This is a genomic window from Aeromonas enteropelogenes, from assembly GCF_020097295.1.
Classification (GTDB): Bacteria; Pseudomonadota; Gammaproteobacteria; order Enterobacterales; family Aeromonadaceae; genus Aeromonas; species Aeromonas enteropelogenes.
Genome location: NZ_CP083625.1, coordinates 2,332,911 through 2,352,901, shown reverse-complemented (window position 1 = coordinate 2,352,901; position 19,991 = coordinate 2,332,911). Strand labels below are relative to the sequence as shown.

8 protein-coding genes, 5 tRNA genes and 2 riboswitches are annotated in these 19,991 nt (G+C 57.5%); of the genes, 1 reads left to right on the top strand and 12 read right to left on the bottom strand.

Annotated features, from left to right (window positions below):
* Positions 1-13: 13 nt before the first annotated feature.
* Positions 14-958, bottom strand: a complete 945-nt coding sequence (locus LA321_RS11095) for a chemotaxis protein CheV (protein WP_042025772.1) — start codon at positions 956-958, stop codon at positions 14-16.
* Positions 959-1,097: 139 nt separating this feature from the next.
* Positions 1,098-4,136 (bottom strand): glycosyl hydrolase family 18 protein, encoded by a 3,039-nt coding sequence (locus LA321_RS11090; RefSeq protein WP_052445742.1) that lies wholly within the window; start codon positions 4,134-4,136, stop codon positions 1,098-1,100.
* 115 nt (positions 4,137-4,251) lie between these two features.
* Positions 4,252-4,338: riboswitch (cyclic di-GMP riboswitch) on the bottom strand.
* A 295-nt stretch (positions 4,339-4,633) separates the two neighbouring features.
* On the opposite strand from LA321_RS11090, the gene LA321_RS11085 reads away from it, so the two are divergent.
* Positions 4,634-6,790 carry an ExeM/NucH family extracellular endonuclease gene (locus LA321_RS11085; protein WP_042072373.1) on the top strand — a complete coding sequence of 719 codons (2,157 nt, stop codon included), beginning with the start codon at positions 4,634-4,636 and terminating at the stop codon, positions 6,788-6,790.
* Positions 6,791-6,962: 172 nt separating this feature from the next.
* On the opposite strand, the gene LA321_RS11080 is transcribed toward LA321_RS11085, so the two are convergent.
* From LA321_RS11080 to LA321_RS11035, 10 genes are all read right to left on the bottom strand, one after another.
* Positions 6,963-7,038: transfer RNA gene (locus LA321_RS11080), tRNA-Ala, on the bottom strand.
* 62 nt (positions 7,039-7,100) lie between these two features.
* Positions 7,101-7,176 (bottom strand) — tRNA-Ala (locus tag LA321_RS11075).
* Between the two features lie 62 nt (positions 7,177-7,238).
* Positions 7,239-7,314 (bottom strand) — tRNA-Ala (locus LA321_RS11070).
* Positions 7,315-7,378: 64 nt separating this feature from the next.
* Positions 7,379-7,454, bottom strand: a tRNA-Ala gene (locus LA321_RS11065).
* 28 nt (positions 7,455-7,482) lie between these two features.
* Positions 7,483-7,558: transfer RNA gene (locus tag LA321_RS11060), tRNA-Ala, on the bottom strand.
* Positions 7,559-8,509: 951 nt separating this feature from the next.
* Positions 8,510-11,104: a glycosyl hydrolase family 18 protein gene (locus LA321_RS11055; protein ID WP_042072375.1), complete on the bottom strand. Its 2,595-nt coding sequence runs from the start codon at positions 11,102-11,104 to the stop codon at positions 8,510-8,512.
* Positions 11,105-11,206: 102 nt separating this feature from the next.
* A riboswitch (cyclic di-GMP riboswitch) is annotated at positions 11,207-11,294 on the bottom strand.
* A gap of 200 nt (positions 11,295-11,494) precedes the next feature.
* On the bottom strand, positions 11,495-14,956 hold the full coding sequence (locus LA321_RS11050; protein WP_042072377.1) for a hybrid sensor histidine kinase/response regulator: 3,462 nt from the start codon (positions 14,954-14,956) through the stop codon (positions 11,495-11,497).
* Between the two features lie 117 nt (positions 14,957-15,073).
* Positions 15,074-16,210 (bottom strand): 3-phenylpropionate MFS transporter, encoded by a 1,137-nt coding sequence (locus tag LA321_RS11045; RefSeq protein WP_042072378.1) that lies wholly within the window; start codon positions 16,208-16,210, stop codon positions 15,074-15,076.
* 437 nt (positions 16,211-16,647) lie between these two features.
* Positions 16,648-17,445 carry a hypothetical protein gene (locus LA321_RS11040; protein WP_156141125.1) on the bottom strand — a complete coding sequence of 266 codons (798 nt, stop codon included), beginning with the start codon at positions 17,443-17,445 and terminating at the stop codon, positions 16,648-16,650.
* 3 nt (positions 17,446-17,448) lie between these two features.
* A complete protein-coding gene (locus LA321_RS11035; protein WP_052445743.1) occupies positions 17,449-19,983 on the bottom strand; it encodes a glucosaminidase domain-containing protein in 2,535 nt (844 codons plus the stop codon).
* Positions 19,984-19,991 lie beyond the last annotated feature (8 nt).

Here is a 19,991-nt window from a genome sequence, read left to right as displayed (position 1 = left end):
AGACACACGAAATTTACTGCTCCAGCACCTGGCGCAGACGCTCCTGCGCCACTCCGACCAGCAAGTCGGGCTGAAACTTGGAGATGAAGCGGTCACACCCCACCTTCTTGACCATGGCTTCATTGAAGTTGCCGCTCAGGGAGGTGTTGAGGGTGATGAAGAGGTCGGCCATGCGCGCATCGCTGCGCACCTCGTGGGTCAGGCGATAGCCGTCCATCTCCGGCATCTCCGCATCCGTGATCATCAGCAGGATCTCGTCGGTCACCTTCTTGCCCGCATCGCACCACCCCTTGAGCAGGGTGAGGGCCTGCAAGCCATCCTGACACTCGATAACCTCAAGGCCAAGCTGCCCCAAGGTTTCACGCACCTGATTGCGGGCCGTGCTGGAGTCATCCACGATGAGCACCTTGCGACCGTGCATCTCGGGCAGGATCTCCCGATCCAGCACCTCTTCCGAGATGCGGATGTCATAGGTGATGATCTCCGCCAGCACCTTCTCCACGTCGATGATCTCGACGATCTGATCGACCCCATCCTCCGGGATCCGGGTGATGGCGGTCAGGTAGTTGGCCCGCCCAGCGGAACGCGGCGGCGGCAGAATATCCTTCCAGGTCATATTGACGATATTGGCCACCTGCCCCACCAGAAAGCCCTGAATGGTGCGGTTGTATTCGGTGATGATGAGGTTGGATTCGCTATCGATGGGCATGGGGCGCATGCCGATGGCGCTGCGCAGGTTAATGACCGGAATCGAGGTACCCCGGATATTGGCCACGCCGCTGATGTTGTGGTGGGAACCCGGCATCTTGTTGAGGTGGGGCAGCTTGACGACCTCCCTCACCTTGAAGACGTTGATCGCAAACATCTGGCGGGTGCCGAGGCGGAACATCAACAACTCCAGGCGGTTTTCGCCCACCAGCTGGGTTCGTTGATCAACTGAATCCAATATACTCGCCATATGCTGACATCCATCTGATTATTAATCGACTCTATTATAGAGAGCAGCGGCCAGGAAAGGCAGACGCTTTTTCCAGCAGAGCGACCAATCAGACAAAAAAAGTGAGGCCGAAGCCTCACTTATCACATTGATTTTAAAATCAATAGCTACAGACTGACTTCCAGCTGCCGTCGCCGGCTTTGGGTTCACTGCTGGTCCACCAGTTGGCCTGCCACACCGCTTTGTTGTGGGTGATGCGATCGCCGCCGCTGGCGTGATCGCCGCGCGGCCAGCTCGGGTAGGCCGGGTAGGAGGCCGGATCCACGTTCTGGCTGCTGCAGGTAGAACCATCGGAACCACCGCCACCTGTGCCACCCGTGCCCAGCACCGCTTCGGGCAGGGTCGGGAACTCGGCCTTGAGACCTATGGTCTGGCTGCCGCTGATGATGCGCATCCCGCTCGGTACGCCGGCGGCCGGCAGATAGTAGGTCATCGCCACTTCCACCTCGGCTCCCGGTGCCAGGGTCTGCCAGCCCGGCAGGTTCATGGCCACCTTGTGGAAGTCCTTCTCGTTTGCGATGCCTTCCGAGTTGTCGTTGCCACCGCTTTCGACCACCTTGAGCCCCATGCCACTCTGATCCGTGATGGTGTCAGAGGTGGAGGTGGGGACCAGGAACTCGATTCTGGCGCCGCCCGGAATGGTCTGGGTCGACTTGTTGACCAGCTTGAGTTTCGGGTTGATCGGGTAGTTGGAGTCCCCTTCCTTGAAGCCATACAGACTGACCTGGATGTCGAGCTGGGCGCTCGGCGCCGGCAGATCGTTCTGTTGGGTGTTGTAAGGCGCGGCCTTGGCAAACTTCTCGTAGGCAAGGGTGGTCAGGGTACTGCCCATGCCGTACTCGTTCTTGGCCGGATCGAAGGCGTAGTCACCCGCCATCTCCCAGAACATGACGCCGCCCAGGCCGCGCTTGATGATGTAGTCGAGCTTGTGGCCCATGGACTCTTCATCTTCGGTGGAGAGGAATACCTTCTTCTGTTCGTTCCACAGCCAGGGCGCATGGGCCTTGTCATCGTAGTAACGGACATATTGCCCCTGCATCACGTGCGCCGGATTGTTGGGATCCAGACCCCAGGCCGTGCCATAACTGGGCAGCGTAGTGATGCCGAGGCTGGCTGCGTGCTCCAGGTTCTTGGCATGCCACATGGGCACGGCGCCACCGCCGATCTCCTTGCCGTTCTTGTCAAGGTCGTGCCAGATGTTGTCGATGCCGACCGCCCCATTGCCGCACGGAATCGTGCTGCCACCCGTGCCCGGCTGGCACTCGTTCTGGCTCGGCAAGGCCGCCTTGCCACCCAGGCCGTGAGTACCACCGCTCACCCCCTGCCAACCGCGGGTGTAATAGGGCACACCCACGTTGATCTTGCCGGCGGCCAGGGCGCCGCGGAAGTAGTGGGCAGACCAGGCCGCGTTCAGATAACCGATACCGCCGAACTGGGTCTGGGTATAGACGCCCCAGTGAGAGAGCTCGGGGTCAGCATTGTTGTCGAACAGGGCCGCGTTGTGACCGACGAAGTGGTTCCAGGCACCGTGGAAGTCATAAGTCATCAGGTTGACGTAATCCAGATACTGGGTGACCTGGAAGTTCTCCATACCGCGCAGCAGATAGGCCGATGCCGGCGAGGCAATGGTCAGCATGTACTTGCGACCATCCTCGGTGCCGGCGCTGTCGAGCCGCTCCCGCAGGGTCTTCATCAGCACCTCGTAGTTGGCAAACAACTTGGCGCGGCACTGGTTGGAGAGCGGGAAGTCGTTCGGGTTGCCCGCATCCTTCATGGAGGTGGGGTACTCGTAGTCCACATCCACACCATCGAAACCGTACTGGCGGATGAAGCTCACCGCCGAGTCGGCAAAGGCGTTGATGCCGGCGGTGTTGACCGAGCAGTCGCCCTTGGTGGTGGCGGTGTAGAAGCCGCGGGTATCGGCCCAGCCACCGACCGAGATCAGGGTCTTCACGTCCGGGTACTGCTTCTTGTATTTGGAGAGCAGGTTGAAGTGGCCCTGGTAGGCGAATTCGGGATCCATCTCGGCGCCCGGCACTCCGTCCCAGGTCATCTTGGTGGCGGAGTCATCCACCTTGATGGTATGGCTCTGTTCATCCACCGCCGCGAAGGCATAGTTGATGTGAGTGATCTTGTCCCAGGGGATATCGTTGACCAGATAGGCGGGCAGGCCGTTCTTGCCGGTGCGCCAGGAGGTGAAGTAGCCGATGACCCGGCGGGCATGGTCATCCCCCATGCACTCGTAGCCGTCCGGGCGGTAGATCTGGCGGATATCGCAGGAGAGGTTGCCACCGGTGGGTGGCAGGGCCGCCTCTTCCACCTGCACGTCGACCAGAGCAGATTCGCCAGTGAGGTTTGCCTTGTCGGTCGCCACCAGCTTGAGTGCCGCCGCCCCCTTGGCTTGCGGGATCCAGCTTACCTGCCAGGGCGCGCTGGTGTCCTCTCCTACCTTCTTGCCATCGACAAACAGCTCGACTTTGGCGACATCGTTGTTGGCGTCGGTCACATTGCCGCTCACCGCCACGCTGCGGCCCAGGGTCACCTTGGCACCATTGGCCGGGCTGCTGATGTTCACTTTGGGCGCTTCTGGCGCCACCACGGCATTGATGCTGAAACTGGCGTCCGCCTCACTCAGCACCTTGCCGTCCTTGTCCAGCGCCCGGGATTTGAGCTGATGGGCCCCCACTCCGCTGGCGACCCAGCTGGCTGACCAGGGAGAGGCGCTCACTTGCGCCACCGGCTGGCCATCGATCAGATACTCGACCTTCGCCAGCGCGCTGCTGTTGCCACTCAGGGTCACCGCCAGCGCAACCTCTGCCCCTTCGTCAAATGCACTGCCAACGGCGGGCGAGCTGACGACGAGCCCCAGATCCGGATTACCGCCCCCCTCGCTGAACAGTTTCCAGGCATCACCCCAGACCGAACCCACGCCGGGTTCGTAGTGATAGGGAGACGCACCGCACCAGCCGGAGTAGGGGAATTCCTTGCATTCGTAGAGGTTGCCGACGTTGCTGACAACATCGCCAGCCTTGTAGGCCGTGCCGGCCTGATAGGCAGGGTACGCCGCCAGCGCCCAGGCGGGCATGGCAGCAAGGGCCACCAGCATGGCGAGCCGGCTGGGCCTTAGGGTTTGTTGCATATTGTTATCTTCCTTGTTTTGTCTTGGCATGGGTCACCAGGACAAAGAACAATCGCAACCTGCGTGATAGGTGCAGACAACTGGCGATGGACGCGCCACAGACACGACTGTCACCCAGGGGAACCCCGCTATCTGTCTTGACTACCCAGACAGACCGGAGGCATTGCGTCCCGGCATCGCTACCGGTTTGCCCTTTACCTGGGTTCCGTTAGGAACGGATCAAGTATAGGAATTAACCACCAGAGTCTCAATCTTCATTTTCAAAGAAAATTATGTGACCGACGCCGGCCACCTGGCTCCAATCGCGCACACAGATAACATTTTTATCATTTATTTCAGTGTGTTAGCCAAGTCAAAAAAAGGGATGTCTCAGGCGCCGACATCCCGGTTATGTGCGTTGGCTCACTGGTATGACATGCCGGAAATGTGACAATGCGCGCCCTTGGTCAAGGAGCCAAGGCTATGGAAATACTGGCAAAAATAAAAAAGGAACACCTATGAAAGGTACACGTACCCTGCTATCGCTGGCCGTGGGGCTGGCGCTTGCGTCCCCGTCTCTCTACGCGGCTGGATTCACCTGCCCGGCCGATGCGTCCTTAACTCCTGTCCCCGCCATCCAGGGCAGTGGCGACAAGAGCCCCCTGGTGCCCGACGACAGCTTCGTGAGCCCCCAGAGCGTCACGGTCAAGGCCGTGGTCTCCGCCCTTGGCGAGAGCCTCAACAAGGGGTTCTACCTGCTGGATGTGCAGGGCGATGGCAATCCCCAGACGTCGGACGGCATCTTTGTTTATCTGAACGACAAGAACTTCGCCAGCAAGTCCCCGGACATCAAGCCGGGCGCCGAAGTCTGCCTGGAGGCCAGGGTCGAGGAGTATTTTGGCCACACCCAGCTCAAGCCCGTGTTTGACGGCACAACCCCGCGCCTGCAGGTCCTGACCCAGACGCAAGCTCCGGCCGCCGTGCCATTGCGGGTACTGGAAGGGGAAAACCTCGCACGGTCCCTGGAGCGCCACGAAGGGATGCGGGTGCGCCTCGATGCCGACAGCCTGCTCAAGGTGAGCCGCAACTTCAGCTATGACTATGCCGCCAGACGCAACAACCTGGTGCTCGCCCATCAGGCACCGCTGATGAAGCCAACCCAGCAGCATGTGGCTGGCAGCAGCGAGGCGAAGGCACAGGCCTCCGCCAATGCCGGCAACCGGGTGTTCCTCGAATCGGACTTCAAGGCCGCCAACGGCACGCTGCCTTGGCTGCCCGCCTGGGAGCCGGAGCAGGGTTACCTGCGGATCGGCGATGCACCGGTCAATCTGGAGGCCATGGTGGGCTACAGCTTCGGCGAGTATCGCCTCATCATCCCCCGGGAGCAGACCATCACCGTAGGAGATCTGCTGCGCACCAGTGACAACGATCGCCAGAATGCACCGGATCGCGTTACAGGCTCGGATCTGCGGATCGGCAGCTTCAACGTGCTCAACTACTTCACCAGCCACTCCAGCGTGGGCGGTGCCCTCAACGTACTGTGCCAGGATCAGGCTGATGCGGACAGCGCCAAGGGCTGCAACCGGGGCGCCAAGAGTCTGGAGGATTTCCAGAAACAGAGCACCAAGATTGTCAACGCCATCACCCAGATGGATGCCGACCTGCTCGGTCTGATGGAAATGGAGAACAACGGCTTCGACGATACCTCTGCCCTCCATGATCTGGTCACCCGTCTCAACCAGGCACAAAAAGACGCGAGCAAGCACTATGCCTATGTTCGCCTGCCAGCCACGGCTCTCACCGAGGGCAAGTTCTTCGGCGGTGACGCCATCATGGTTGCCATGATCTACCGCCCCGCCCTGCTCACTCCCGCCGGCGATGCCAGCTTCATCCAGATGCCGGAACAGCGCTACACAGTGGGTGGCATCGCCAAGCGCGCCTCCCAGCGTGACTCTCTGGTGCAGACTTTCACCGTCGAGGGCAACAAGGAGCCACTGACCCTGGTGGTCAACCACCTCAAATCCAAGGGCTCCGGCTGCTACGAGAATGGTGATGGCAAGAGCGAACCCGCCGATCTGCAGGGCAAATGCACCGAGTTCCGGGTTACCGCCGCCAAGGTGTTGGGGGATGCCGTCAACAAGCTGTCCGGTCAGGTGCTGCTGGTGGGGGACTTCAACTCCTACGCCAAGGAAGATCCAATCCGGGTGCTGACCGACTACAACCCGGCCACCAGCGAACGCAAGATTGTCTCGGCCTCCCACACCTATCTCGGCGAACAGCCCTATGAGCAGCTGGGACAGGAGGTGACTCGCAGCTACGGTCTGGTCGATCTGAACGTAAAATTCAACAAGGAGAAAGCCATCTCCTACAGCTATGAGGCCGAGCTCGGCACCCTGGACTACGCCCTCGCCAATCCGGCGCTGGCCGGCAAGGTACTCGGAGTCGCCGACTGGCATATCAACTCGTTCGAGAGCAACTTGTTCGAATATGGTCGCAGCTTCACCGGCGATATGATCAAATCCGACAATCCGTTCAGCGCCTCCGACCATGATCCCGTCATCGTCGATCTCAAACTGGGCAGCGATGCGGCCAAGCCAGGCTCCTCGTCAGGTGGCGGCGCCCTTGGCCTGGGCTTGCTGGCCCTGTTGCCGCTGGCCTGGCGACGCCGCCGCTAAACACGGTGACGCCTATCCTCATGCCCCAAAGCCCGCACCTGCCGCGGGCTTTTTTGCCCCCGGGATCTGTGAGTGGCACGACCTATGGGAAGCAAGGGAGAAAATAACGGGCAAGAAAAAACAAAAAGGCCACCGCAATGCGGTGGCCTTTGGCGTTCTTCCAATAAGAAGATGGTGGAGCTACGCGGGATCGAACCGCGGACCTCTTGCATGCCATGCAAGCGCTCTCCCAGCTGAGCTATAACCCCAAATTTTCTACCCGACAAACGGTTCTGGACGCCGCTTGTCGTCAGCCTCTCGGCTTCAATAATGGTGGAGCTACGCGGGATCGAACCGCGGACCTCTTGCATGCCATGCAAGCGCTCTCCCAGCTGAGCTATAACCCCAAATTGTCTACCCGACAAACGGTTCTGGATGCCGCTTGTCGTCAGCCTGTCGGCTTCAATAATGGTGGAGCTACGCGGGATCGAACCGCGGACCTCTTGCATGCCATGCAAGCGCTCTCCCAGCTGAGCTATAACCCCACAAAGGTCGGCTTGGGTGTACACACCACACTGCCCTGGGTACTGAAATTTACAATCGAGAATCTGGTGGAGCTACGCGGGATCGAACCGCGGACCTCTTGCATGCCATGCAAGCGCTCTCCCAGCTGAGCTATAACCCCTTTGATTCCAGATTGTCCGAGAAGAATTTGGTGGAGCTACGCGGGATCGAACCGCGGACCTCTTGCATGCCATGCAAGCGCTCTCCCAGCTGAGCTATAACCCCAACTCACCTCGGGCCACCGAAGTTATCTCCGGCAACGGAGGCGCATGATAGGCATCACCCGCTTTGCTGTCAACCCTAAAATAATCCCCACAAGCGCGTTTAGTCAAAATTACAGCAGTTCGTCGATTTAACCAGCAAGAGGTCAGCTATCTCACTGTTTTTGGTTACAAAACAGGCGTAATGCCAGGATGAAATGCCTACCGGTCAGTGCCTCATAATGCCTGGCTGCTTTATCCCGTTTCTCCCGACTTAGCCTGAAGGACTCCGCTTCCCAATCCGGGACACCAGGTCCCTCTTGTAACAGGCGTTGTAACGGGCGACATGAAAGCCTTTCCATAAGGGCTTTTGAATTTGAAAACCCTTTCCATGATTTATGTAAATTTACAACACAAAAAGTTGATTCAGCTCACAGATACTCCTAGGATCAAACTGTGACCGAGGTCACACAAGCAATCATAAATAACAGAGCGATGAGGTTAATCATGTTTGAGAATCTGGCTGTACTGTTCCACCTTAAAGGTGCGACCCGCAAAAATGGCGTCATCGAGAAAGACGCGTATGCCCCGTCAACCCGCCAGTACTACTTCCGTTATGGCGCGTGAACGGCTGACAACATTACACACACCTAGTAGTAAAATTACATAAATACACCCCCTCGCAGCGCCACCAGGGTGCTGTCCTGTCCTGGCCAACCTCTCTACGGCCAAACCTGAACTCCAGCAAATGAAGATGGGGCCCACAGGCCCCATCTTTTTATAGTGTTACGGTTCTACCATGATTGGCTCGGCTCAAGGCAAGGCCTCACAGCTGACGAGTCTCCCCGGTCAGGCTTGGCGGCCGACGCTCCCTGTGGGACAAGATGTAAGCAGCAATGTCACTCACATACCCCGTCGGTCACCATAGCACCGGGTTGCCACCCCTTGCGGCAGAGCCTGCCTTCATGGGCCAGGATCAGTTGCAACTGGCGGCGCCAACGTCCAGCCAGACTTCATGCTTGCCGGGTTCGTTGCCACGGGTCCAGTATTGCGCTTTCCACTGGCGGCCATTATGGCTGGTCAGATCGCCACCGTTGTAGGCAACATTGGCATCCCAACCCAGCTGAACCTTGCTCACCAGCAGCCACTGGTCGCTCGTACGGCTCGGTTCATTGCCCTGAGTCCAGTACTTGGCCTGCCACACCAGCTGGTTGTGGCTTACCTTGTCCCCGCTGTTGTAGGTCTGGCTCGCCTGCCAGGCTGGCCAGTTGGCCGCATCCGGATCGCTGACCTCGCAACCGCCACCCGTGCTGGCGGGCTTGACGGTGAGCCGGCTGCTGGCGCTGGCATCCAGGGCACCATCGGATACCGTCAGAGTCAGGTCATAAGCCGTGTCACTGGTCACGCTCGGACCGGTCACCACCAGAGTGGGGCTATCCTGCCCGGCGACACTGAGGCCAGCCGGTACGCTCCACTGATACGTCAGGGCATCGCCGTTGGGATCGGAGACGCTGGCCTTGATGGTCACCTGCTTGCCCGACTCCACGGTCGCACTGGCCGGTACCGTTACCACGGGTGGCAGGTTGGGCTGGGGCGCCTTGTTGGTCACTACCACCTGATCGCTGGCCGAGAGTCCCTGATCGTCGGTGACGGTCAGCTCGAACACCAGATTGATGTCGGCTGTCACGCCATCGAGCACTACCCGGGCCTTGGCCTGACTGGCGTCGAGCAGGGTGGCCTGCGGGCCTGATACCTGCTTCCAGCTGTAGGTGAGGGCACCGCTTTCCGGATCATGGGAAGAAGCGCCATTGAGGGTCACCTCGGCCGGGCCGGTGACGCCGAGATCACTGCCCGCATTGGCCACCGGCGGCTTGTTGGCCGGCGGCGTGATGCCCTCGCCGTGGCCCAGCCCCTCGTGCATGGCGTTGAGGATGTCACCGTTGTCGGCATCGATCTCCCAGGAGAAGAGGCCGCCGAGCTGGTTGGCCAGCACGTATTGCCCCTTGGCCTTGACCGAGCGGTCGTTGTCATAGGTGATGAGATCGCCGGTCGACGCCTTGAACACGTAGGGCCCTTCGGCCACCTCGTCGTAGCCTTTCTCCCACTCGCTGCCCATGCGGTTGTTGACGATGTCGCGATAGTCCACCACTCCATCTTCCCAGGTCCCCTTCACCTTGCCGGTCGCGGTACCAGTAAAGGGGTTGCCGGCCTGATAGCCGCTCACACCGGTCCAGCCACGGCCATACATGGCCGCGCCCACCACCAGCTTGCCGGGCTCGACCCCTTGCCCCAACAGCGCCTTGACCGCCTTGTCGGTAGTGTACTTGGTATCGGGATCCCAGCTGGCCGGGTAGAGGTTGGTCTGGTGGCCGAGCTCGGTATTGCTCCAGCCGCCGTTGAAGTCGTAGCTCATCAGGAAGATGCGATCCATGTACTGCTGGGCCGCGCGGTAATCCACGTCTTCAATCTTGTCGCCACCGGCACCGATGGCGGAGGTGAGCTCATACTTGCGACCCGTCTGGGCTTCCAGCTCGTCGAGCATGGCGCGCAGATCCTTCATCAGGGCCACATAGGTGGCACCATCGGTCGGGCTGCCGAGTTTCGGGTTGGCACCCTGGCCACCCGGATACTCCCAGTCGATATCCACGCCGTCGAAGAATTTCCAGGTCTGCAGGAACTCCTTCACCGAGGCGACGAAGGTGTCGCGCTTGGTCTTGTCACCGAGGAAGTAGAAGGGATCGGAGAGGGTCCAGCCCCCCACGGACGGCAGTATCTTCAGATCCGGGTAGGCCTGCTTGAGTGCCATCAGGGCACCGAAGTTGCCCTTGTAGGGCTCATCGTGGGCGGTCAGGCCGCTTTGCGGCATCTGGACGGCAGCCCAGGGATCGTGGATCGCCACCTTGAAGTCAGCGCGGCCGGCACAGGCCCGTTGCAGCGCCTGGAAGCTTCCTTCGATCTCCTTGAGGCTGTCGTTGAGGCCATCCCCGCCGCAAATGGGGGTAAAGCCGTAGAGGATGTGCGTCAGGTTCTGGGCCGGGATCTTGTCCACTGTGAACTTGCGGCCATAGACGCCCCACTCCACATAGTAGGTACCGACCACCTTGCCGGACTTGTTGGCGTAAGGCTTGTTGTTCTCCTGCAGTGACGTCTTGAGCGGGGCCAGGTGGCTGCCGTCGGTATCGGCCACCACTATCTCCTTCTTGTCGGAGAGGGTACAGCCATCGGCGTTGCATAGAGCCACCTGCATTTGGTAACGCCCCCCTTTTTTCACCTTGAAGGTGGCGCTGCCGGACGCAGCGGAGGGGCCGGACCACACCTCCTGGCCATCGAGCAGGACCTTGGCGGTCTGGCCCAGATCACCGCTCCAGAGATTCCAGTTCACCTCGACATCGGCGGCATCCTTCACCTTGACCAGGTTGTTGTAGGAGGTCGCGGCCTGATCCACTTCGATGATGGAAAACTTGGTGGGACCCCAGCCGATGGTGGCTTTGCCGGGCGGCGCGGCGTAGGCGGAAGATGCACAGAAGAGACCGACCGCGAGAGCCAGCATGGTTGGTTTTGGACTTGGCATTGTTGTATTTCCCTATCTCGTTATGTTTGCAACGAAAAGGGCGACGCCCCTGACAGGTAATGCAGACAGCAGCTCCTCCTTGGCAAAAGGAGCACAACGACCTGTGGTGGCCCCGCTATCTTAGGTACTGCTGACCCTTAGACCGGAAGCTTTGCGTCCCGATTTTTCAATCGGTTTGCCCTTAACACACTTCATTCGCGACATAAAAAATCGCCCCCCGACTATAGAGGGGGGCAATCCGGACCGCTACCTAGCAGAAATGACAGGAGATGGGACTCAGGTTTGGCAAAAAGCATGATTTGGTGAGGATTGATGCGGCAATCCTCGCCATTCCCGCCCCTTCATATCGCACCGAACAGTTTCATGATTTGATTAATTTTGTGAGCCTGCTCACTGCGGCGGCAATAAAAGGCTGTTCATCAGGGCACGCAACTTGAGCGGTTTGACCGGCTTGCTGATGTAGCCATAACCCTGCTCGCGGATCTGCGCCTGCAATTCGCTCTTGCGATCGGCGCTGATGATGATGCCACCGATATGGTCCCCATGAGCCTGCTGCAGCCCATCCAGTGCCTGCAATCCCGTCTTGTCGTCATCCAGGTGGTAATCGGAGAGCACCAGCCTCGGCACGAAGCCCTCCGCCACTATCCCCTCGGCCTCGCTCTGATTGAGAGCACAACGCACCTCGCAGCCCCAGCGTTCCAGCAGGGAGGCCATCGCCACCAGAATATCCCGCTCGTTGTCGATGCAGAGGACCCGCACCCCCTCCAGTTGGCTGTCGCGCACCACGGGCGCCACCGGCAACTGGGGCGTGACCGGGCGGGTCGCCTGATTGAGGGTGATGGCAAACACCGAGCCAGCTCCCGGCCAGCTGCGCAATGTGAGCTGATGACCCAGTACCAGCGAGATGCCGCGGGCGATGGCTAGCCCCAATCCAAGCCCTTGCTCCCGGGTGGTGCGGGAGTGATCGAGGCGGGAAAACTCGTCGAAGATCGCTTCCTGCTTGTCCTGCGGAATGCCGGGACCGTTGTCCCACACTTCGATGCGCACCTTGTCCCCCACCCGGCGACAACCGAGCAGCACCCGGCCGCCCGGATTGTAGCGAAACGCATTGGTGAGGAAGTTTTGCAGCACCCGGCGCAGCAGACGCACGTCGCTGTAAACGGCGAGCTTGCTCTCTACCACCGAGAAGTGGATCTCCCCCGCCTGGGCCAACACGCCAAACTCAGCCTTGAGGTTGTCGAACACCTCGCGCAGGGCAAAGTCGAGCTTCCTGGCCTTGAACTTGCCCGCCTCGAGGCGCGAGATGTCGAGCAGATCGCTGATGAGATCCTCGGTCGCCCCCAGGGCATCGTCGATATGGCGGGCGATGCGGGCCGGCTCCCCTTCACCGGGCAACATCTCCAGCAGGGAGGAGGTGAACAGCTTGGCCGCATTCAGCGGCTGGGTGAGATCGTGGCTGACCGCGGCGAGGAAACGGCTCTTGGAGTGGTTGGCCCGCTCCACCTGCTGGTTCACCAGCAGCAGCTGGCGGTTGAGCTCGGAGAGCTCGTGGGTACGCTCGGCCACCCGCGCCTCCAGCAACTCGTTGGCTTCGCGCAGCACCCGCTCGGCGTCGCGAAACGGGGTGATGTCGGTAAAGGTCATGACGAAGCCGCCGGCCGGCATGGGGTTGCCCTGCATCTCGATCACCCGGCCGTCGGGGCGCTCCCGGGCCGAGATGTGGGCGCTCCCCTTCTTCATGAAGGCGACCCGACGGGCCACCTGATCCTCGATGTCACCAAGGCCGCACAGCCCCTGCTGGGCGTTGTAGCGAATGATTTCCTCGATGGGGCGCCCCGCCTGAATAAGCCCGGGGGGGTAGCGGAACAACTCTATATAACGCCGGTTCCAGGCCACCAGCTTGAGCTCCCGATCCACCACCGAGATCCCCTGCCCTATGTGTTCGATGGCCCCCTGCAACAGGCCGCGGTTGAAGCGAAACACATCGGAAGCCTCGTCCACTATGGTGGCGATCTCCTCGAGCTGCATGTTGCGCCCCTGCAGGGCCGAGGCAAGCACCAGCCGGGCCGACGAAGTGCCAAACACCCCCGCCAGCAGCCGCTCGGTGTGGGCGATAAGTTCGGCAGAGGCCTGCATCTGGGGCGCCAGGGTGCCGCCATGCTCCCCGGCGAAGCGACCAAAGGCGCGCTTGACCCGGCTCGAGCCGACGAAACGAGCCGCCAGCATCTCCAGCTCCTTGACCGAGACCCGCGCCTGATAGAGGGCCGTGGTATCACGGCTGGCATTGCCGACGAAGTTGGCCGCCTGCAACCGCTCGCTCACCGCCGCCCGCGACAGCAGGGAGCCAGCCACATAGCCGATGACATTGAGCAGCAGGCTCAGGAAGATGCACCAGGCCCCCAGGCTCAGATCGCGAAACGCGGGCCAGTCGGGAGGGGCCAGCAGGGCCTCCAGCGGCGAACCGGCCAGCAGGCCGCTCTCCGCCAGCAGGGTGATGAACCAGAGGCTGACCCCGAGGGCGAGGCCAAGATAGACCCCCTTGCGATTGCCGTGTCGCCAGTAGAGGCCGAGCAGCAGGGCGGGAGCAAACTGGGCCACGGCGCCAAACGACAGATAGCCGATGCGCGACAGGCTGGTAAGATCACCAAGCCAGAGGTAGAGCCCCCAGGCCGCCAGCAGGATCAGCAAAATGGCCCCCCTGCGCACCCGCAGCAGCAGACGCACCAGCCGCTCGTCCCGCCCCTGCTGCCAGAAGCGGCGCAACAGCACCGGCAGCACCAGATCGTTGCTCACCATGATGGCCAGGGCGATGGTGCAGACGATCACCATGCCGGTCGCCGCAGAGGTGCCGCCGAGAAACGCCAGCATCGCCATGCCGTCGAAGCCGAGGGCCATCGGCAGGCTGATCACATAGGTGTCGGAGGCCATGTCCGCCCCCACCCACTGCTTGCCTGCCAGCGCCAGCGGCCAGATGAAGAGCCCCATCGCAAATAGATAAAGGGGGAATATCCAGCGCGCCCAGTGCAGATCCTGGCCCTGGTTGTTCTCCACCACGGTCACATGGAACTGGCGCGGCAGGCAGATGACGGCGCACATGGCCAGCACCGTATAGATGGCCAGCTCCAGCAGATTGCCGGGCGAGACGGACACCACGGCATCCAGGAAATCGCTGGCAACCCGGGTGTGCTCCGGGCTCGGCTGACTCAGGATGAGCCAGAGGGCGAAGCCCCCCACCGCGATAAAGGCCAGCAGTTTCACCACGGATTCGAAGGCGATGGCCACCACCATGCCCCTGTGATGCTCGGTGGCATCCAGATGGCGGGTGCCGAACAGTATGCTGAACAGGGCCAATAAGAGGGTGACGCCCAGGGCCAGCTCGGCGGTATTGCCAGCGGGGCCGGCAGGCACCGAGTTGACCATCAGCAGATCCAGCCCGGTGACGATGGCTTTAAGCTGCAATACCAGATAGGGGAGTATGCCCATGATGGCGATCAGCGCGATCACCATGGCCAGATGCTGGGACTTGCCGTAACGGGCGGCGATAAAGTCGGCGATGGAGGTGATGTGCTCGCGCTTGGCCACCAGGATGAGGCGGGCCAGCAGGCGCCAGCCAAACAGGAACACCAGCATGGGGCCAAGATAGATGGGCACCGGCGACCAGGGGGATTCGCTGGCCTGTCCGACCGTCCCGAAGAAGGTCCAGGAGGTGCAATAGACCGCCAGCGACAAGCTGTAGAGCAGGGGTTGCCCCTTGAGCCGGTGGCGTTTGTGCTTGTCCGCCACGAAGGCGATCAAAAACAGCAAGCCGAGATAGGCGAGCGACAATCCGATCAGCAGCCATCCCTGGTGCATCTATAACCCCTTGTCCATCCTGGAAATTGGTTCAAACCACCGCCAGTCTAGAGAGACGGCGGTCAAAAGTCATGGGGGCAGGATAAGCACATGGCCCTCCTGCCCCGTACGTCCCCATCAGGCAGCCACCGTTTGTGGCCTGAGACGCAAGAAGAACACTGGCAGCACCACCAGCACCATCAGGAAGAAGATGCTGCCGCCGAGGGGCTCGAACAACACGCCGCACAGCGCCATCAACGCGGCCACCGTCATGCCGAGACCAATGGCGGCATAGAGAGACTGTGTGGGGATCATCTGCTCGGCGGGCAACATTCGCGTCATGAAGCGTACCGCCCCCAGATGACTGACACAGAAGGTGACCGAGTGCAGCAACTGCCCAAGCACCAGCACCCAGATCTCGGTCGAGGCGCCCAGCAGGGTCCAGCGCACCACACATCCGATGGCACCGATTGTGAACAACATCTGGGCCCCGTAGCGCTGCAGGAAGCGCTTGTCGGCGGCGAACATGCAGATCTCGGCAACCACCCCCAGCGCCCACAGATAACCTATGGTGGTACCGCTGTAGCCCTGCGCCTTCCAGTAGATGGCGCTGAAGCCATAGTAGGCGGCATGACTGCCCTGCAGGAGGGCGGTGATCAACAAGAAACGTCGCACCTGGGGAGATCTCAGGGTATCCAGCAGGGAGGATCGCTCCCGCTCGCCCTGAATATCCTGTGGCACCGGATGGATCGGCAACCAGCTCAGCAGCAGCATCAGCAACAAGCCGGCCACCATGGTATGCAAGATCCAGTCGCTGCCAAAATTGCCCACCAGGGCCCCCACCAGGGTGGAGGCGACAATAAAGGCGAAGGAGCCGCACAGGCGCACCTTGCCATAGTCGAGATGGGCCTGCACCACCATGCGAGTAGCCAGCGCCTCCCCCACCGGCATCAGAGTCGGGTAGATAAAGTTCGCCACCAGGGTCAGCGCCACCAGCCACCAGAGGTTGTGGCTGAGATAAAACCCGAGAAACGCCAGCAGACTGAGCAGGGAGAGCAGCCGCGTCACTGGCAGCAGGTGACCCGCCCCCTTGATCTGCCCCATCACCATCAGGTTGCCGGCAAAGCGGATCGCCATCCCCGCCCCCAGCAAGAGACCAATCATCTCGGCGCTCACCCCTATCCCCTCCAGCCAGAGCGACCAGAACGGCAGATAGGCACCGTAGACAAAGTAAAACGCGCCAAAGAAGAGCGCTAACCAGGAGAATGCAGGCATAAGTCCTCAACAACCGGATGACGGGACCGGAATGATAACCGATCCGGCGCCCCAGATCCCGATGCAAAGCCGACATCAAAAATGAAAAAACTCAATAAAATTGAACTATTACGCAGGGGTAGGGTCTACTGGATAACACCTCCTCCTGGTTAGTGTTGCAATCCTTCCACCCGCCACCGGCGGGTTTCTTTTTGGTAAATTGCAGCCGCCAAAAAAAGAGCTCATCAATCGCCAATCTTCGGCGTTGTTTCTCAAGTCGATACTGGATACTGCTTGAATGGAACTAACTGAAGAGATTGTTATCTGATCGCCACCATCCTCTTTAAGTCAACATTCCATGGGAAAGGCGCTTCACCCCATCACCAACTGGTCTCCATACAACACCGGTTTGAAGACGATGTCAGGTTATAACTAGAACTGTTCACTAATCAACACGTTCATATCGGATTGATAGAAACTTCGATTTCATTAACTACTTCAGAACCAACAAATTTTATCGTGTAATTATCACTCACATAAATAAAAGCACCATCTTTCTTAGATGCTGGAACACCATACACTTTTACAACGTCAAGCATTTTACTTCCAACATAAATTCCTCTACTACTGAACCCTATACTTTTCTTGAGAATAATTTTAGTTATTCTATAATCATCAAAATCTCTTTTTAATTTTTCATAATTAAGATTTGATGACTCTATATATATGAAATCAAAATCATGTGGATAGAATTTATAATCCACCCCATTAATCGTCTTAAATACGTCTAAAAATCCATTTCCATCATCTGTTGTTTCACTAAAATCATCGAATACCCCAACAATCTCACTATAACTAGCACCGACTTTTATATCATGGCCATTGAAATGTATAGAAAAATCATTTTTTTTAATATTTAAATATTCTGATGATGTTTCTTTTTTACTGACGCGAGATGATTCAATCCATCCTGTATGGACCTCACCATTTCTATCTAAATAATTAATATATTGAAAACCATTATATGAAGCATATGATATAGCTTTATCACCATTAATAATGAATTTTTTTGATTTACATTTATCAATAGGGAAATCGTGAAAAAAAACTCTACCTTTTGATGTTACGATAATATTTGACACATCGTAAAAAACATTATCATAACTCTTCTTGATTTCATCAAAACTGACTTTTTCACATGCTGCTTGCACGCTAAAAGAAAAAAATAGAAAGATGACACTAAATATACTTCTCATTAATTATTCCTCATAAACTGGAATATCTATATGTAGAATAGCATTAGGAAAAATATCAAATCGTTTTTTCATGTTAGGGATTTGATGTTTAGCCCATAGAACATCACTAGCATACTGGTGCTCACCAGGTGATGCAGGATTCCAACGCATTTTATAAAGAGTATTTTGTTTATATCTCGGATGATTAATAAAATTATCAGATATCCACTTAGCACCACCATCTATTGCTTTTTCAATAGAATCCCATCCTTTGCTATAAGCATATTCTGTTCCTAATGACGGTTTGTCATCTCTAACGTTAATGCCATACATATTATAGACTTTAGTCCCGTTATATTCTTTTCCTCGTGCAAAACCTGATGTACCCCGCCCAGTTTCTAGTGATGCATGAGAAACAAGATACACTTCACTAACATTATATTTCTTGGCTGCTGATACAAACACAGCCCCTTTCCCTTCGAGAACTCCCTGCCCTAATAAAAACTTATTAAGTTCATCATCTGAAATCTCTGAACACTTAGAAAGATCAAGAAACTGATAAATAGAATCTTTAGTAATATCATCGTCTGGAGTTAGATTGACTAACACTTCATCTCGACTTGCTATTTTATAATTACCCACTTTAGGTGCGTATTTAGAAGGTATTGCCATTTGTTTTTCTAACGCTTTTTCTAATGCATAGTTATATTTTGTATAGTTTACTACGAACCTATTTTTTTTCTTTCCATACATGGCTATAGGATATATATGCCAAATATCTGGTCTGATGTTAAGACCTGTTGCACTCTGCATCCATTCCAGCTTATCGATACGCTGCTTTTCGTGATCCACCAGTTGGTCAAAATCGGGTAAGCCAATTTTGGCCATCAACTTGTCCAGCCATAGATAACTACTGGCCGAGGATTTTTCGTACCACTCGCTAGGGTGCTTGACGATAAGCTTGTTCAGCTGTTCTCTATTGCCGCTATTTTGCAAGGCAGCCTTGATCTCTTCACTACTAAGCTCGCCACTCTTGTCGGTATCGAAGCTGTTGACCAGGTCGGTGAAAAAAGTCGGTGGCGCCTCGGGATCCAGATAGCCGTCGGAGCCTGAACCATCGACCTTTTTAAAACCAATCTTCAACCAGTCATGTTGACTCAGCAGCTCGACTTGCTCTTTCTTGACATATTTCCCTGATGAGATGCAGACCCACTCCTGCTTTGCCGCATCTTTCTCTATCTTGGGGGATTCAACCAATTCTTCCTGACTCTTGCCATCGGTGGCGACCCACACCCTGTTCTTCATCTCATGGAGGATCAGATCCGCCGGGACCTTGGCATAGGTAGTGCCCCCCTTGGTACCGGCCTTGTTGGCCAGCACATCGTCAAGACGAGGGTCCTGAGTAAATACCTCAAGATGGACCTGATGCTTGCTTTGTTTCCCTCCGATGAGGGAACCCGGCGTTTCCACCAGGCCGAGGTAACCAATGGTGTCACCCGCTGCGATAGCGACTGGCGAAGGCAACACATAGAGCTCGCCAAGATGGGAGGGGACGCGTACATTCACCTTGATAAATTCATCCTCTACGCACACCCAGGCCACACCACAGCGACCTGGCTCCCCCTCCACACTCGGCGTCACATAGTTGCATCTGGCCATCTTGCGCGCCTTGTCACCCATCCAATGGAATTCGAGTTGGTGCGCATCATACTGCACTTTGGTGCCCACAGGCAGTGAGACGCTGCTACTGCCTGCCATCAGACGACCGCTTTTGTCATCCGGGACGGGATCTGCACGCCCGGCCATATTCTTCAGTAATTCGGCCTCTATCTGGTCATCTAGCCAGCTTGGTAGATTGGGTTTAATCGCCTCGACCGCGTCCGGACTATTGGCGATCCAGACTGAGCTCCCTTCACTGACCAATACTCCCGCCTTCTCGGCCTCTTTCATCTGGGCATTGGAAAGTTTGCTCTTGATGGTCACCCTGATGAAGTCATACTCCTTGCCCCCTACACACCCCTTTTGGGATAGCGTGCTGCTGTCCATCTCCAATTCGGTATCCTTGGGCAGCGTGAAACGGGGCAAGGCGGCATCGGCACGCTGCTGATTGGCATCAGGAACGGAATTGCGCGCATTCCATCCCTTTTTCAGCACCAGCTTCTCGGCGGTCTGATATTGATCCCAGGGCAGCAAATGCATATAGAGCGAATAGAAGGTGAATTCATTTTTCGCCTTGGTCTGTGCATTGATTTCACAATATTCATGTTGCACTAGGCAGAAGCAGTTGGAATAGCGCAGGGATTCGCCCTGAAATTCAGAGGTCAAGTAATCCTTCATCATCCGGAATGCCACTACCTTGCCATCGGCAATCGCCCTGACGGGATACTTATCCTTGCACCAGGGAGCACTCTGGTCGCTGATATGAATGCCACCGTGCCACTTGTTGTGATTACCGAGCAGATAGTGACCGGACTTCTCACCGTTGATCAGCGCAGTCAATGCCTTGACGTCTTTGAACTCTTCCCCTGCTGCGGTGAGGATGGGAAATGCAAACTTCATGCTGCGTC